The 16,851-nt window shown below is 46.6% G+C and carries 17 protein-coding genes; 15 read left to right on the forward strand and 2 right to left on the reverse strand.

The window, feature by feature from the left end; all coding sequences use genetic code 11:
• Positions 1-50: 50 nt before the first annotated feature.
• Positions 51-398 (reverse strand): helix-turn-helix domain-containing protein, encoded by a 348-nt coding sequence (locus tag BLR08_RS30235; RefSeq protein WP_072338302.1) that lies wholly within the window; start codon positions 396-398, stop codon positions 51-53.
• A 123-nt stretch (positions 399-521) separates the two neighbouring features.
• Here BLR08_RS30235 and BLR08_RS30240 point away from each other — a divergent pair, with 123 nt between their 5' ends.
• From BLR08_RS30240 to BLR08_RS30285, 12 genes are all read left to right on the forward strand, one after another.
• On the forward strand, positions 522-857 hold the full coding sequence (locus BLR08_RS30240; protein ID WP_072338301.1) for a hypothetical protein: 336 nt from the start codon (positions 522-524) through the stop codon (positions 855-857).
• Positions 785-1,135 carry a hypothetical protein gene (locus BLR08_RS30890; RefSeq protein ID WP_143014500.1) on the forward strand — a complete coding sequence of 117 codons (351 nt, stop codon included), beginning with the start codon at positions 785-787 and terminating at the stop codon, positions 1,133-1,135. The genes BLR08_RS30240 and BLR08_RS30890 overlap by 73 nt, the downstream gene beginning before the upstream one ends.
• Positions 1,136-1,181: 46 nt before the next feature.
• Positions 1,182-2,309 carry an Ntn hydrolase family protein gene (locus tag BLR08_RS30245; protein WP_072338300.1) on the forward strand — a complete coding sequence of 376 codons (1,128 nt, stop codon included), beginning with the start codon at positions 1,182-1,184 and terminating at the stop codon, positions 2,307-2,309.
• A gap of 116 nt (positions 2,310-2,425) precedes the next feature.
• Positions 2,426-2,698 carry a sporulation initiation factor Spo0A C-terminal domain-containing protein gene (locus tag BLR08_RS30250; protein ID WP_256257865.1) on the forward strand — a complete coding sequence of 91 codons (273 nt, stop codon included), beginning with the start codon at positions 2,426-2,428 and terminating at the stop codon, positions 2,696-2,698.
• A 379-nt stretch (positions 2,699-3,077) separates the two neighbouring features.
• Complete coding sequence (gene hemG, locus BLR08_RS30255; RefSeq protein WP_090586654.1) at positions 3,078-4,484, forward strand: protoporphyrinogen oxidase; 1,407 nt, start codon at positions 3,078-3,080, stop codon at positions 4,482-4,484.
• A gap of 462 nt (positions 4,485-4,946) precedes the next feature.
• Entirely contained in the window at positions 4,947-5,468 is a 522-nt protein-coding gene (locus tag BLR08_RS30260) for a GrpB family protein (protein ID WP_072338299.1), read from the forward strand.
• A 126-nt stretch (positions 5,469-5,594) separates the two neighbouring features.
• On the forward strand, positions 5,595-6,050 hold the full coding sequence (locus tag BLR08_RS30265) for a DUF4362 domain-containing protein (RefSeq protein WP_072338298.1): 456 nt from the start codon (positions 5,595-5,597) through the stop codon (positions 6,048-6,050).
• Positions 6,051-6,159: 109 nt separating this feature from the next.
• Entirely contained in the window at positions 6,160-7,296 is a 1,137-nt protein-coding gene (locus tag BLR08_RS30270; RefSeq protein ID WP_072338297.1) for a hypothetical protein, read from the forward strand.
• A gap of 124 nt (positions 7,297-7,420) precedes the next feature.
• Positions 7,421-8,779 carry an IS4 family transposase gene (locus BLR08_RS30275; protein WP_072338296.1) on the forward strand — a complete coding sequence of 453 codons (1,359 nt, stop codon included), beginning with the start codon at positions 7,421-7,423 and terminating at the stop codon, positions 8,777-8,779.
• Positions 8,780-8,788: 9 nt separating this feature from the next.
• Positions 8,789-9,280 carry a DUF5050 domain-containing protein gene (locus BLR08_RS30280; RefSeq protein WP_256257867.1) on the forward strand — a complete coding sequence of 164 codons (492 nt, stop codon included), beginning with the start codon at positions 8,789-8,791 and terminating at the stop codon, positions 9,278-9,280.
• Positions 9,281-9,363: 83 nt separating this feature from the next.
• The gene (locus BLR08_RS31375; RefSeq protein WP_176835645.1) at positions 9,364-9,540 is read left to right on the forward strand and encodes a hypothetical protein; all 177 of its coding nucleotides are present in this window, start codon (positions 9,364-9,366) and stop codon (positions 9,538-9,540) included.
• A 780-nt stretch (positions 9,541-10,320) separates the two neighbouring features.
• A complete protein-coding gene (locus BLR08_RS30285; protein ID WP_083537594.1) occupies positions 10,321-10,422 on the forward strand; it encodes a sporulation protein YjcZ in 102 nt (33 codons plus the stop codon).
• Positions 10,423-10,529: 107 nt separating this feature from the next.
• On the opposite strand, the gene BLR08_RS30290 is transcribed toward BLR08_RS30285, so the two are convergent.
• The gene (locus BLR08_RS30290; RefSeq protein ID WP_072338293.1) at positions 10,530-12,800 is read right to left on the reverse strand and encodes a helix-turn-helix transcriptional regulator; all 2,271 of its coding nucleotides are present in this window, start codon (positions 12,798-12,800) and stop codon (positions 10,530-10,532) included.
• A 390-nt stretch (positions 12,801-13,190) separates the two neighbouring features.
• On the opposite strand from BLR08_RS30290, the gene BLR08_RS30295 reads away from it, so the two are divergent.
• The 3 genes from BLR08_RS30295 to BLR08_RS30305 are packed head-to-tail and all read left to right on the forward strand — an operon-like array spanning position 13,191 to position 16,630.
• Positions 13,191-14,048 (forward strand): ABC transporter permease, encoded by an 858-nt coding sequence (locus BLR08_RS30295; protein WP_256257866.1) that lies wholly within the window; start codon positions 13,191-13,193, stop codon positions 14,046-14,048.
• Positions 14,049-14,059: 11 nt separating this feature from the next.
• Positions 14,060-14,944: a carbohydrate ABC transporter permease gene (locus BLR08_RS30300; RefSeq protein ID WP_072338292.1), complete on the forward strand. Its 885-nt coding sequence runs from the start codon at positions 14,060-14,062 to the stop codon at positions 14,942-14,944.
• 27 nt (positions 14,945-14,971) lie between these two features.
• Positions 14,972-16,630: an extracellular solute-binding protein gene (locus BLR08_RS30305; RefSeq protein ID WP_072338291.1), complete on the forward strand. Its 1,659-nt coding sequence runs from the start codon at positions 14,972-14,974 to the stop codon at positions 16,628-16,630.
• Positions 16,631-16,851: the final 221 nt, after the last annotated feature.

A 16,851-nucleotide genomic window follows, 5' to 3' on the forward strand; every position in this document is an offset into this window, starting at 1 on the left:
GGTTTCGATAGAGATCGAAGGTACGATTTTCTTCTTCTCTGCCGCTTCCTTCAGCTTGGCCAGCGACCAATGCGTAAAAGGGTACCCCAGCACTTAGGTGGAATTTGAGCAAGCTCAATGATGTCGGCCCGCTGCTTTTCGGTGAAGGTCGGAGGCCGCCCTCCGCCATAATTTGGTTTGAGCGAGGCCATCCCTTCCGAGTTGAACCGGTGAATCGTTTTTCGGATATGTTCGCCCGAAATGTGATACAGCCGGCTGATCTCCGGCACTTTCATCTTTTGGGCTGACGCCAGAATGAGAAGAGCGCGGCGGACTTCAACCGAATTTGCACCTTTCCGTGCAATTCGCAGAAGGCGATTGCCTTCCTCATTGCTCAATTCGCGTACAAAGATAGTCATGGTTCTCACCCCAGAGAGTAGTCGTTACCGGTAATTACCCGGTTTTACCAACTACGATTTCAGATGGGGCACTAGTGACGGGATGGATATTCATAGTAAGTGGTTGATATAGGAGGTTCTTCTATGTTTTTGCAAGAAATCGTAAACGATTATGCACTAGGGCTAGAATTGGCTGATAAAAAATATCCGCAGGCTTTTAACCAGAGGACTAAAGAGAGTTACCAACAAGGAATTGGACCACATTCTGAAGCAGATACTTCCTTTTTAGTATATCAAGCATTGTCTGAAATTTATTTGGACAAATATAGGGATAGAGTTCACTTCAATATTTCATATGTTTCGAATAAAAGGCAAAAATGTGATCTATGTATTGGCGAAAAAGATGCGTGGAATGGGCTATCGAAATTAAAATGCTTCGCTTTATGGGGGATAATGGAAAAGCTAATGATAACATTTTAATGCATATTCTATCGCCATATTCACAACATCGAAGCGCTTATACAGACTGTGGGAAATTATTGTCATCTGGCCTGTCCTGCCAGAAAGCCATATTGATTTTTGCATATGATTATCCTGACATGCCATCTTTGCCAGCAATTGAAGCCTATGAAGTTCTAGTCAGAAGTAAATTTTCGGTTGGAGAAAGAATACAAAAGGCATTTACTAGTTTAATTCATCCCATTCACAAGCAGGGAACAGTATACGCATGGGAGTTACTAGATAGAAAAGAAGATTGATTTCAGACTGTTCAACTTAATAAAGCTGAATTAGAAGGAGGATTAAATGACATATTGTTTAGCTTGGAAGAAGGAAGACTCGATATTTTTCTTAAGCGACTCAGCAGTTTCGTCGAAGTCAGAACAAACATTAAGAGAGAAAGATCCTCGGGATTACAATACATTTGGCGAAAAACAAGCACGTTATGATCAATATTATGTGTATGAACAAAGTAACAAAATAACTAAAATCAGAGATGATATCGCGGTTTGTTTTGCTGGGGATGTTGGTGATGGATATGAAATGATCAGAGTATTTGAGGAATGTCTCTCGTATGGAATAGATATTTACAGTGCAATCACATCAGTATACAGTTCTGTGAGCAGTGAAAGAGTTCAATTTGTTATCGGATTTATGGAATATGGGAGAGCGCGACTGATAAAGATTGAGCATGGTAGAATATTTGAGGCAGATATGTTTGAGATTGGTTCTGGTTCGGAAGTAGCCATATGGAGTGATTCGGTAAAAAGATGGCTAGAATTTGACTTCCCAATCGATCATTTATTAGCGATAATGGTTGTTCTGATTCAAACAGATGCCATGACAAAATTCATGGTACCTCATGGAGTTGGCGGAACATTTAATGGCTTTGAACTAAATGAAAAAGGAGGACGCTGGTGCCCCGATTTAATGTATTGTTTATACACTCCTAGAAAGATCTCAGAAGGGTTTATTAGTGTCATTAACCGAAATGGTCTTCTTGCTACATCTTCAACATTTAATAGTGTAACAACGATGTTAACAGGATATGAGCATACAAAGGATAATAATGAACCTTCTTATGTAGAGATCGAGCAGATTTCTTCGGAGCTGAGTGAAAGTATCACAGACTACTTAATATTGACTAACATAAATCAAAAAAAAGTTTTGATGGTTTTTATTAATAAGTGGCTCCATTATCCATTCTTGAGAATGTGGAAAAGAGATAGGGGGGCGGAAGTAGATTATATGTTGGTTTATGATCAAGAAATAATAGGCGATTATATTTTCTCCAGTAGACATGGTGATGATGATGAAATGTCATTTCATTTCTTAGATATTCGTAATTTCAAAACAGAATACCTTTCACTTAATGACTTTGAGGAAATGACGGGAGGAAAGGGCAATATATCAAATACATCTGAATATCAATAATATAGATTGGTTCTAAGCTTTGGATATTTATCGGGTTGACACCATTGGCGTCGTGAAGTATGGTTTGAATAAGGGGATTTGAGCTATAAATAATCCCGCAGAAACCCGATAAACATTTGGAATTGTACTACTCATTCGATACTTTTGACAGCTCAATAGCCATTACGAAGACGCTCTACCCCGCCATCGCCGAAAAATACAAAACAACCCCGAGCCGCGTCGAACGCGCTATCCGCCACGCGATTGAAGTCGCCTGGACGCGCGGCAACATCGACAGCATCAGCTTTATTTTTGGCTATACGATTAATATATCGAAATCTAAGCCGACCAATAGTGAATTTATCGCGATGGTGGCGGACAAGCTGCGGATCGAGCACAAGGTATCGTGAAAGGGTTAGGGGCAAGGGGTGGCGGTTAGAAAAACGCTGGATTCCGACAAGTTCGACTTGCTTGGAACGCATCGTTCCGATAAACTTTTCGCTGTTATTCCAATAAATGGTGTCAATTTCGGACGGTTATACTCATCATTACTTTAACCTTTACAATGAAGGTTATACAGGCCATCTTTCAGATTTTCTGAGAGGTGGCTTGTTTTGTGTCATAGCAGCAATAAGTACTAACCGACAGCTACTAGCCCATAACGATTTCTGCCGAGAGGGTAACCAGGTAGCAGCCGCCCATTAAACTCAAGTTATAGTGACGGCAATCATACCACAAGCCTGCGTGGATATGTTAAACTAATGGGAACTAAAGCATGAGGTGTTGCATTTGAAAACAATTGTTGTGATCGGTGGAGGCATTACCGGACTGTCAGCCATGCATGAATTTCGCAAATGGAGGAAGGCAACCGGAGCTGAGGTCAGGCTTTTATTAATTGAAGCATCGGCACAGCTAGGCGGTAAAATTCAAACCGTCAGGCATCAACAATTCGTGATGGAGACCGGGGCGGATTCTATTGTAGCGCGAAAAATGGACGACATGGACGTGATTGAAGAACTGGGCTTGAAGGATGACGTAGTCTATAACGCGACTGGACGCTCCTTCATCTACGTTGCCGGGCATCTGAAGCCAATTCCGGACGACGCGGTGTTCGGCATTCCGGCAAGCATCGAGTCGCTCGCCAAGAGTACGCTCGTCTCGGCAGAAGGCAAAGTTGCGGCGCTAAAAGATTTATATACGAAAAATGAGACATTTACGAAGGACGATTCTGTCGGCGCGTTTCTGGAGTATTTTCTCGGGAGCGAACTAGTTGAAAAGCAAATTGCTCCCGTCCTTTCGGGAGTCTATTCAGGGAATTTGCGCGACTTGACAATTGCCTCAACACTACCTTTCTTGATCGACTACAAGGAGCAATACGGAAGCATTATTAAAGGGCTTGAAGCAAACAAGCAGAAGTTTAGGATCGGTGAGAAGAAGTTTTTCTCGCTGAAAAACGGGATGGGCTCGCTAATTGAAGCTTTTCAAGCCGGTCTGAACGAAGAATTGCTGTTAAACACCAAAGTCCGAAGAATTGATAAGGACAATGGCCGGTATCACGTGCATTTAGAGAATCAGGACATGATTGAAGCGGATTATGTTGTTCTAAGTATTCCGCATACGGCAGCTGAACCGATTCTTGATGATTCGAACCTTACGGAGCAATTCTCGGGCTTGAAAAGCAGCTCGCTCATTAGCGTATATGTCGGCTTTGACGTGCCCGATTCCGTGCTCCCTGCCGATGGAACAGGATTTATTACCGCGTCGACCGATGAATTGTTCTGCAACGCCTGCACGTGGACAAGCCGCAAATGGGAGCATACGTCCAAATCCGGAAATTTGCTCGTCCGGCTATTCTATAAAAGCAGCCATCCTTCGTACGCGTCAATAAAGGATCTGGATCACGATGGCCTGCTAAAGGTGGCGCTTCGCGATATTGAGAAAGGTCTTGGAATTACCGCCGAGCCTGTCGTTAACGAGATCACCGACTGGTCGGGGCAAATGCCGGTTTATTCGATTACCCATCCGCAAAGCGTCCTTGCGCTTGAAAGCATTATGGCAGATGTTTTCCCAGGCATTATCCTTGCCGGATGCTCTTATTATGGCGTAGGGATCACGGACTGCATGAAGAACGGGGCCGATTCGGCAAGAAAAATCATTAATTTATTGAAGGAAAGCAATTCCCCAACCAATAAGTAGGGAAGTCGGAAAAAATAGTTGATTAAGCTAACGGATTCGATAACACAATGCTCGGTGGCTTCGTTCGTTTAATTCGCGGTATAACAAGCGGGGAGAACGTTGTAAATCCGCCTTTGCTTCGATACGAACGCCACAAAGCCCTTGCTACGTTTGGAGGCGAATCAATTTTGACAGCATCTGTTCGGCTACACGATCAATTATCGGCAACTCGAAGCCGACGAATTCCGATGGTGGCGGGTTAATTGTGGATTGAGCATAAGGTATCTTGAAATCACGCTAAACTTGAGTACGTTAATTGAATGTAAAGGCCGCGTCCCAAATTGAACGTCAGGCTTATGTCTTTGGAATAATCGCTGGGAAGAAATCGTCGTCTCAACGGAATCAGTACCGTTGAGGTGGCGCTTTTTTGTATTTTAAAATTTAAGAATGATTTTATTTTAATAAGTTCTGGGGGACGTACAAATGGATAAACCAGTAATCATTGAAGAATATAATGAAGATTGGGCTTTTGAATACACGCAGGAAGAAAGAAAAATAAAGGAGTTATTAGGCACTAAAGCAATTGCGATCGAGCATATTGGGAGTACGTCTGTTCAAGGACTAGGAGCGAAACCTATAATAGACTTTATGGCTGGGGTTAATGAATGGAGTGATGTTGATGAATTTATGGAACCCCTGGCGAAATTAGGATATGAGCATGTGTATCATAGGGAATTTCCTAACAGAAGATTTTTTAGAAAAGGTCAATGGAGAGCAGGAACGCACCATTTCCATGTGTATAGATATGGAAGTGATGAATGGAATAATAATATCTTGTTTAGAGATTACTTGCGCACTCACTCTGATGTGCGAGAGCAGTACAATCACTTGAAGAAAACCCTGGCAGAAAAATATCCCAATGACAGGGCGGCATATACAAATGCAAAACATCCATTCATAGCTGACGTGATCGAGAAGGCCAAGAAAGAACAGAGAAGTACATAAAAACAAACTTTTTTGGGAAATTTCTAGGAAGCGAAAATCGCTGCTGCCGGTATGGATCGGTAGCCGCGTTACACTAACTGACAGTAAAAGTGTTGTCATTCATGTATGAAGAAGCGGGGTATATGCGTGATTCGAACAAAAACAACGACCGGAGTGCTTGTTGGTATCATCGGGGTGCTGGTGCTGATCTTGGTTATTAATTTAACTTCTTACAAAAATACACATGAAAGAAAAGATATTATCCTTCACCGTTTTAACAAGATGGATGTAGATCGTTTAAATGAGATGGTTCAGCGCCATAAAAATGGAAAAGGCGACTATCTCATGCTCATACCACCAATTATCGATGGTGGTTACTGGATACATGATGTGCATTCAAACGGCAGGGAGGTCACCTGGACCATTGATAGTACCAGGGATGTAATGAGTTCTGAGCATGGAAAGCAGGTTTACAAATGCAAAAGGATTAGCATGGATGAGACTAAAGATTTTTATGTGTATACACTTAATCAATGTGACAATAAAGGTGAAGAAAGCATAGCAATTTTTAGCCTCCTCAAGGAAGATGTTTGGTTACGTTAACGAAGAACTTAGTTGAACAAAAGGGGAGTAGTTCGCTGATTTTGCAACCTTTACATTCCAAACTCGTCCAATATTTAGAAGTTCTTGTAGTGATGGAGGTGGAGATGAATTGAAGAATGTTTGGGCTGTGTTTGCACTGATCGGATCACTGAGTTTGTCCATGCTTGCTCATACCGGGCAGGCGCACGCCAATGTGGCGGATGTGAGGGTGACGATACCTAAATACAAGGTAAAACTGAATGGACATCTGGTGGATAATGCGTATCGCGAATACCCCTTGTTAGTGTATAAGGAGATCACATATTTCCCTATGACCTGGTACGATTCTCGGATGCTGGGGCTGGAAGCCAGCTGGTCCCAGCAGGAGGGGCTTCAGATTGACCAGCGGCAGGTTGCTTCGACTTATGTCTCTTACAAGTCGGATCACCGTAATGCGGCATCCTATCGCGCGGAGGTGCCAATGTCGGCCATTACGGTGAATGGCCAGGTCATCGACAACGCTAAAGAGGAATATCCGCTTCTCAGCTTCCGGGAGGTAACGTACTTCCCCCTTACCTGGAGGTTCGCGCATGACCAGTTTAACTGGGATTATATTTGGGACCCTGCGGACGGTCTTAGCCTCACATCCCATAATCCTCAAATACAAACAGCTGAGTTGCCCGCATATGCCGGGGAGAACGATGTCGCCATGTTCAAAGGGTATTATTATTTTGTCGAGACGATCGGCACGACGAACCATGTGTATCGTGCTCCCGTGCAGCAGCCCTCCGACAAGGAAGAGATTTATTCCTATAATATTAAAACCGGATATGGACTTCATAAACCGCTTTCCTTCCAAGTACGTGATAACGCGTTGTGGTTTACCTATCATGTCGGGGGAGCTATTATGGGCAGCGACATGTTCGTGAAAATCGGTGACGACTGGAAAGCGGAGTTGAAGCAAGAAGGATATTTGGACTTCCGGGACACCCCTTATGGCACCTTGATCATTCTTCATGGAGCTTCGGCGTTTGAAGGCGGCAACTTGTACTTGTCACCACCAGGGCAGGATGGGAACCGTAAGAGGATCGGAGATTCAGGCGTGAAATACGGTGTACATGCCATGTACAGCGGCGGCGGTGAAGGATATAGAGCCGATTCCTCCACCGCAGTTATTGAAGACGATGTGTACTTGCTGGCTTCACGCGACGACTCCGACGCGAATAAAATTATTAACTCAACTTTCGCAGAGCGAAAATCGACTTGAATCCATGCTGCTTCAGACTTTCTTGTCAATTTGATAATTGGCTTGAAAAATAGAAAAACACCGCTTCGTCTGGTAAAGTGAGAGTGCGACCAATCACTACCAAATAGAAGAGGTGTCTTCCACTATGATAGATCATCAGACCGATCTAAATCAACTGCCAAATGAATTAAAGTCTGCTTTCCAAGAGTTGAACATCTTAAAATTTCTGCGGCAAGCGGGGTTTCGTAAACGGTTTGGATTTCGCTCAACCTATCTGTTCCAACTCGTCTTCGTGCTGCTGTTTCATCAGAAGAACTGGTTTCGTTTGCTGGAGAGCAGCAAAGCTGGAGCGTTTCCCGGCAAGGATGCCGTTTATCGCTTCCTCAATCATGCAGGCTTTGCCTGGCGTCGCTTTCTGACGCTGCTCGGGACGGCTACCATGAAAAAAGTAGATGCTCTTACCTCGGCGGATCGCGACTCTGTCTTCATCGTTGACGATTCCATGTTCGAGCGCAATCGTAGCAAAATGGTCGAACTGCTGGCCAGGTTTAAGGATCATGCAACGGGTACGTATTACAAGGGGTTCCGTATGCTCACGATGGGCTGGTCGGACGGTCACACCTTCTTGCCCCTTGATTTCGCGCTGCTGAGTTCAGGCAAATCGGCGATCAACGAAGTAAAGGAGAACATCGACAAACGGTCACACGGCTACAAACGCCGACAAGAGGCGCTTTTGCCTGCTCCTGAAGTCATTGTGTCCATGCTGGATCGAGCGCTGAAGGCCGGGGCCACTGCCTCTTACGTCTTAATGGACAGTTGGTTTACGCATGCACCGCTCATCGGCGAAATCGTGGCCCGCGGCTTGGATGTAATCGGTATGGTGAAGAATGACAATAAGCATTTCCTTGTTCAAGGCCGGAAACTGTCACTCCAAGAACTGTACGCGGTGGCGTGCCCTGTCGTGAGCAAGAAGCGCGGCATTCTCCGCTCTATCCAAACTAAGCTTGCCTCGGGCATTCCGATTCGGGTCGTATTTGTTCGCCATCGCACGAAGAAAAACGAATGGCTGGCCATTTTAACGACCGATCTTGCCCTGACCGTAGAAGACATCATCCGAATTTACGCGGTCCGCTGGGACATTGAGGTCTTCTTCAAGTGCACCAAATCGTTGCTCCGCCTACAAAAGGAGTTTCAAGGCCGTTCCTATGATCTGCTGATCAGCCATACGACGATTGTATTCTCCCGTTATATGCTGTTGGCGTGGCAGCATCGTCAAAGCACAGACGCCCGATCCTTCGGCGGCTTGTTTTATTTGCTGTGCGACGAAGTCGGCACACTCGATTGGGTTGTTGCCTTGCAACAGTTGCTCGATTTAATCAATGAAGTAGCCCAAAAGGCCGGGAAAAAGATTTCAGCTCTAATTCAGCGTCAACTCCAGCAATGGATTGCTGTTTTGCCCAGTTACATCAAAGCTTGTTTGCCGATTTCATGCTGCGAAAGTTGAGTTATTAAAATCAGCCTAAAAACGAATAAAAGCACTAAGATCGTAGACGCAAGCGTCAGTTGGTTCCGGATTATCAATAACAAGCTTTACTATGTAAAAGAAAAGGACAACCTATTATATTTTTCCGCGTTGGACGGAACAGATGAAACGAAACTGTCCGACTATGCGGTGTCATGGTTTGACAGCGTCGATGGCAATATATTTTACACATCCAAGAAGGAAGCAAATCAATTTGATCTGTACAGGGCCGATCCGAACGATGAAGACCCGCTCGTATGGAATACGCCAGTCTCCGAAGTGAAAGTGCTGAACAACCAACTCATCTGCCGGCTCGGCGACAAGGAAGACTACGGTTTTGTACTGCTGGATAGTTCAGGCCGCGAGCTGTTGAAAGTGGCGGATTCGATCTCGCGGGTGCTCACGTCCGACGAGTGGATTCTCGTTGCTGCTTCCGGGGGCTCGGCCATACAGAAAATATTGAAGCCTTTCAAGCCGGCCTGAACGAAGAATTGCTGTTAAACACCAAAGTCCGCAGAATTGATAAGGACAATGGCCGGTATCACGTGCATTTAGAGAATCAGGACATGATTGAAGCGGATTATGTCGGCTTTGACGTGCCCGATTCCATGCTCCCTGCCGATGGAACAGGATTTATTACCGCGTCGACCGATGAATTGTTCTGCAACGCCTGCACGTGGACAAGCCGCAAATGGGAGCATACGTCCAAATCCGGAAATTTGCTCGTCCGGCTATTCTATTAAAGCAGCCATCCTTCGTACGCGTCAATAAAGGATCTGGATCACGATGGCCTGCTAAAGGTGGCGCTTCGCGATATTGAGAAAGGTCTTGGAATTACCGCCGAGCCTGTCGTTAACGTGATTACCAACTGGTCCGGGCAAATGCCGTCTCAAGCCCAAAAAACGCTAATCCATTAGGATCGGCGTTTTTTTGTGAAGAAGGTCAGGCAACGTGTTTTAATATAGAGTCGGGGTTGGAGAACAATTGAAGGAACGAATGTCTCTTAATGCAATCGAATATTGATTCCATCTTCCGCCGAAAAACCTAAAGCCGTAAGCTCTTGATTCCCCGACAGCCGTCAAGAAAAACCAGAAGTTATCTCCGTTCCTTAGCCACATGTACGTGAAACGATACAAACAATGTTGCAAACCCCAGGGATTCATGGCATGGTGAGTCGGGTGTTGCATATATCCCATAATTTGGAACACACTCCTTATCGAAAATAGACTTATGACTGGCTAGTAAAGCGTCGCTACAGGAGAACAATCAGGTGTCTGACAAAGAATGCCTAAATTTAATCGTAATTCATGATATGTAGGTGAATGTCTACTTGACTGTACAGATGCCTATTGACAGGATAGAAAGAGCTTGTTATTCAGACGATCCGAGGCTAACAAAAGAACAGCATTGATCTGTTGTTGTGTTGACTTCAGTAAAAAAATATGCGGAATAGGTTAGAACCTATACAATAAAATACACACTGCATATGATGTGCGTAGATAGTGAAAAGGAGGGATATACCCATGAGTTGTGTTAAAGGATATGGAGGCTTCACATCCACGGCAGCGATATTGGTTCTTTACATTCTGTTGGTTATCATTTTGTCGGCAGGCTTCTGGGTCTAAGTCCCGATACAAAAAGCAGAGCCTTCAGCTGGAGGCTCTGCTTTTTGTATGCGTTGTCCTCTAACTCGACAGGCGAGGATTAAAGGCGGCGTGGTTCTTATGTACCTTCAAGAATTCATCTTGCTCGACTTGCGGAAATCGCCCGGCGTTTGCGAAGTCATTTTCTTAAACAACCGAATAAACGAGGTGACATTGCGATAGCCGACTTTCTCGCCTATTTCCTGCACGCTCAGATTGGTCGAGCTGAGCATCTGCTTGGCATGGCGAAGGCGAATGTCGTGTAAATGATCGGTAAACGTCTGACCCGTTTTGTCCTTCATCAGCGTAGACAAATAGTTCGCGGTCATGCCGAGCTGGCTTGCAACTTGCTCAAGCGAAGTATCCTGCTCGTAGTGCTGCTCCAGATAATCGATGACATAGCTCGCGATATCGTTGGCTTCATTTTTTTTCGCCCGAATAATCCCCGCGGCCGCGGAAATAAACTGCCGAAAAAATTGCTGGAGTTGTTCCACGGTCAAGCAGTCGTCCAAATGAACCATCAGCGAGTGCAGCTCGCTTTGCTCCAACCGGTTGATTTTGGCCGATTCGGCAATTGCCAATATTTTCGCAACGACCCCCTCGCTGAATTGTCTGAATCGCAGGGCGCTTTCTTGCCGGGTGTCCAGATGGTGCAGCATCCGTTCCATGAGATCCAGACAGATCGATTCGTTCCCCGCCTGCAGATTCATATAGAAATCATTCTCCTTGTCGGCTATAAAAGCGGAATGCTGGCTGCCGGCGGATGGATGCTGATCCAGCAGGATTTGAGTTTCCTCCACCAATTTGCCGCAAAGAATTCTTTCCTGAACTTCCTCATAGGCCGTGCCGAATTGGGAGGAACGATGGCAGACGCTGCTGGCCGCGATTGTGACCAGGCAATATTTCGTATCGCGGTCCAATACGCGCTTCAACCGGTTCAAGGTGATCTCCAGCTGCCGGGAATCCTCATGATCGAAAATAATCGATAAAATTTGATTGCTCTCCACCTGGAACGTATTCGATCCGGGATATTGCCCGCTCAGCTCCAAGCTGATGTACTCCTTGATCGCATAGGCCATCTGCTGCGGCTTTTGAGCAGGCTCCGGCATCGGCTGGCTGCGGTACTTTAACTGGTACAAAATAAGCCTGAACGTTGTATGTGCGCCCATCTCCTTGAAATCCCCGAGATTCGTTTTAATTCGCTTCAGCCTTTGAATGTACCCGTAATGGGTCAGAAGCGATTTTTGATTGACGAGATCATGTAAGATTTCTTGTTTCTCGTGAAGCAGATGTTGAATTTGCTCGTTGATCAGATCAAATTCATTGATTTTGCTGCCTAACGCCAGCGGCTTGTCGCCCATAATCGAGGAAACCAGCTGTTTGACCGGACGATGGAGCCGGCGGGTAAAAATATGGGAGACAACCAGGCCGATCACAACGGATACGGCAAGCAGCAGCCAGAAGGTATAGGTCAGCTTCTGCATCTGGGCGTTGATGCTTGCGATCGGGAACGTGGTGATATAAGTAAAGCCTGTTTCCTGCCCGGTTTCCAAAAAATAATAAAGATCGTCCAGCTCGAATTGCTTCGGCGTCTCACGGCTGATAGCCAGCCGGTCCACCGCCAGCCGGTCCGACGTCTGGAACAGAACATGGCCATCGCGATCGAGGATCGCCAGCTCCGTGCCGGGCATGTCATGAAACATCATCGACATCAGCCGGGCGTCCAGCATGGCGATGATTTGATAACGGCGAGGTGAAATATTCAGCAGTACCGGAATCAGCTCTTTCTGGTATTGATCGGGCGCAAGCCGGAAGCTGTCATTAGCCATAATTTTATATTCGTAGCGTTCGTTGAATTGTTGCTCCCAAAACGCAAGCGAATAGTTGTCGCTCGTCAGTTCCTTCGTAAACATCGATACCGCATCGAAGCTCCCGCTTTTGTCCACAATGTAACCCGATTTGAAATGAATGATGATATTGTCAAAAAACAGGGCAGGATTGGAGACGCTGGACTTGATCTGATTGGATATCTGATTGATGTTCAAGTAATTTTGCCGATTCATCTGATCCATGGATAAAGACAACTGCAAGGCGGTAATTTTCGGATCGTAATAAAGGTTAAACAGCAAGCTTTTGGTCCGGTTGAACTGCTCCTCGTACAGACGGACGGTGTTGCCCAGCAGCAGCCGGTTGTACTTGACGATTTCCTCTCTCGTATGGGTTGTGGTGACGGTAAAGGCAATCAGATTAAAGGAAGAAAGCAGCGCAATAATCGTCAAAAAGCCTAAAAACAGCTTGATGAACAAAGAGCGCTTGGAAGGTTTGCCGGTAAGACCCCAGCGAAATTTAAGCGTTTTCAATGACGTTGTTCCTTTCCTTGTCGTCTGTGGCATGTGATTTATTGTATCATGTTTTGCGGAATGACAAATTGCCATTATCCCCGAAAGTTGACCGATCCTCAGATCGGGCATGGAATGCGGCAAATTAACCGAGAAAGTGTAAGTATACGTCCTGGCGGCGGTAACTGTATGCTGAGGTTGCCGGTGCGGAAAGGAGGAGGGGACGCAGCTTGCGCCAGGCGGAACATCACGTTCGACAAACGGTTTAACGAAAGCAGGTGGTATCGATTGAAAGCGGGCGGTATCGATTTGGATCAAACGGCTCTGCCGCGCCGTTTGCATGCGCCATTGAGGAAACGGAAGATCAGAAATGTGCTGGGCCGTTTCCGACGAAACTGGGATCTCTACTTGATGATGGTGCCTGTGCTGCTATACTTCATCCTCTTTGAGTATGTTCCCATGTACGGCGTGCAAATCGCGTTCAAGGATTTTATCGCCACGAAAGGAATTGACGGAAGCCCTTGGGTGGGCCTCAAACATTTTAATCGTTTTTATGAAAGCTTTTATTTTTGGAGGCTGATTAAAAACACGATCGGGATCGGTGTGTACGAACTTCTTGTCGGTTTCCCGATACCGATTTTGCTTGCTTTGATGATTCATGAGCTGCGCTCCCGCCTGCTTCAACGGATAGTGCAAACGGTCACGTATGCGCCTCATTTTTTGTCTACCGTCGTTGTTGTCGGCATGCTGTTTTTGTTCCTGTCGCCCCAGACGGGACTTGTCAACCAGATGCTGCAATTTGTGGGCATGGAGCCGATCTCGTTTATGACCAATCCGGTCTGGTTCAAAACCGTCTACGTATTCTCCGGCGTCTGGCAGACGATGGGCTGGAGCTCCATCATTTATCTTGCCGCTTTGACCGGCGTCGATCCTCAGCTGGTGGAGGCGTCCAGAGTGGACGGAGCAAGCCGGCTCAGACGAGTGTGGCATATTCATCTGCCGACGATTGCGCCGACGATCATTATTTTGTTGATCCTGAATATCGGGCGGTTGCTAAGCGTCGGGTTCGAGAAAGTGTTTCTGATGCAAAATCCGCTCAATCTGGCGACTTCCGACGTGATTGCGACGCATGTGTACCGGACGGGTATTGTGGAAGCGCAGTACAGCTATTCGGCGGCGGTCGGCTTGTTTAATGCCGTGATTTGCTTCATCATGCTGGTGGTCGTCAATCAGATTGCGCGCAAGGTGAATGAGACGAGTTTGTGGTAGGAGGTGCGGAGATGCTGGAACGAAGTAAAGGCGATCTCCTCTTTGAAACGATCATTCACATCGTGCTGGGAATGATTTTAATTGTGGTGCTGTTTCCCTTGATCTATGTGATCAGCGCTTCACTCAGCGAGCCTTCGGCCATTTTGCTTGGAGAGATCCGGCTGCTGCCGAAAGGCTTCAATGTGCAGGCGTACAAAAGAGTGTTCGATAACGCGGACATCATGTCGGGGTACCTCAATACGATTTTTTATACGGTGGTCGGAACGGCGATTAATCTGGTGATGACAACCTTGGCCGCTTATCCGCTGTCGCGAAAAGATTTTTACGGCCGCCAGTTCGTTACGGGGCTGGTTGTGTTTACGATGTTTTTTAGCGGCGGCATGATTCCGATGTATTTGCTGATCCGCGACTTGGGGATGTTGAACACGATATGGGCGCTTGTGCTTCCAGGCGCGATATCGGTGTGGAATCTGATTATTATGCGCACCTTCTTTCAAGTCAGCATTCCGCTGGAAATTCAGGAGGCCGCTTCTATCGACGGCTGCTCGAATTCACGCATTTTGTGGCGCATCGTGCTTCCGCTCTCCCTGCCGATTTTGGCGGTGATGACGCTGTTTTACGCAGTCGGACACTGGAATGCCTTCTTTAGCGCGCTGATATATTTGACCGATCGCGGCAAATATCCGCTACAATTAGTACTGCGGGAAATTTTGATCCAAAATCAGATGAATGAAATGGCGTCGATTGCCGACGACACGTTGATGAATTACATGATGCAGATCGAAGCGATCAAATATGCGGTCGTTGTGGTAGCGAACTTGCCGATGCTGCTGCTGTATCCGTTTCTGCAAAAGTATTTTGTCAAAGGGGTTATGATCGGCGCATTAAAAGGATGAAAGCGAAAAAGGGAGGAACAAACAGAGATGAACCCCAAAAAGACCGGATATACGATGCTGACCGTTTCGCTGACGGCCGCTTTGCTCATATCGGCGTGCTCGAATGACGGGGGGAGCGGAACAGGCGAGAAGCCTGAGTCTTCCCCAGGAAGTGACAAGAAGCAGCCCGCTTCTCCCGCTGTCGCCAATTTGAACGAAACTGGCTTTCCGATTGTCAACGAACCGATCCAGCTTACCTTTTTTACAGGCAAGGATGCCACCAACTCGAATAATTTCGAGGAAACGTTTGTGTGGAAAAAATATCGGGAAAAGACGAATGTGAACGTGAAATTTCAACTCGTGCCGTTCGACAGTCTGACGGAGCGGCGCAATCTCGCTCTGGCCAGCGGAGACTATCCCGATGCCTTCTACACGGCAAGACTGACCGCCGCCGATCTGACGCGGTACGGAGCCCAAGGCGTCATTATTCCGCTCAACGATCTGATTGCCAAGTACGCGCCGAACTTTCAGAAGATGCTGGACAAGCAACCGGGTCTCCGCGAAGGCTTGACGATGCCTGACGGCAAAATTTATTCGTTCCCGTCCTATTACTCGCCCGACTTCTATTCGATACTGATCGGAACGCCGATCTGGATCAAGGAGGAATGGCTGCAAAAGCTCGGCATGAAGGAGCCGCAAACGATCGATCAGTTTTACGAGTATTTGAAGGCGGTGCAGAAAACCGATCTGAACGGCAACGGAAAGCAGGACGAAGTGCCCTTTAGCGGCGCCAACATCAATATTTTGAAATATCATCTGCAAGGAGCGTGGGGGCTCGGCACAAGAGGAATCTCGAACGTATTTGTCGATGTCGATCCGGCTACCGACAAGCTGCGGTTTTTCAGGACAGATCCGAAATACAAAGAGGTTTTGGAGTTTATGCATAAGCTGTATAAAGAAGGGCTCATCGATCCGGAAATACTCACAACGAATGAAAGCGCTTTTAGAGCGAAAGGGTCGAAAGGCAATTTTGGCTCGGCAATTGCGACAAACCCGATTTCCGCCTTTGGCCTCGAAGGCTATATCGGTCTGGGCGCCCTGGAAGGACCGCACGGCGACAAGCTGTATTCCCATGTGAAATCGCCGCTTGTCCATGTTGGAGCATTCGCCATCACCAACAAGAACAAACACCCTGAAGCGACGGTCAGATGGATGGATTATTTCTTCAGCGACGAAGGCGCAAAGTTTTATTTCATGGGGGAGGAAGGCGTCACTTATACAAAGCAGCCGGACGGCACGCTGGAATACGTCGAGGATATTACGAACAACAAGGACGGCCTGACGAGCAGCCAGGCGCGGGCCAAATACTTCACCTGGAACGGAGGAAGCTATCCGGGTCACGTGCAAAGTTCTTATTTCAAGGATCAGCCGAATGCGATAGCGCATGGAGAAAAAGTGAAGCCTTACGGTCCGAAGGAAGTTTGGAATCCGTTCCCGTTCACCGATGCGGAAAATGATTTCCGCTCGACAGTCGGCAATGATATCCATACGTATATCACGGAGATGGAAGCGAAGTTTATTGTCGGCGACGAACCGTTCAGCAAATGGGACGATTACGCGAAAACAAACATGTCTTTCAAGGCACAACTCCAGCATGAAAATGAGCAGCGTGCGTTTATCGCAGGTTATGCCATCCCATACTTTTAATACCATGGTGAACACTACGCTACGGTTAATGGTGGTTTACCCCTGTGCGAAAACTGTAAGGATCGAACTCTGTGTACAACTCCTTGCTAGCTCCGAATGCCCGTTTGGAGAACTGCGAACAGAAAAATGGTTAAGCTCGAGTTCATCCTCACCATGGAATTTAGGTTGGAGATGGTGACATGGAAGTATTGTATTCGCGGTGCGCCGGAATGGACGTCCAT

This window comes from Paenibacillus sp. cl123 (assembly GCF_900101595.1).
Lineage (GTDB): Bacteria > Bacillota > Bacilli > Paenibacillales > NBRC-103111 > Paenibacillus_G.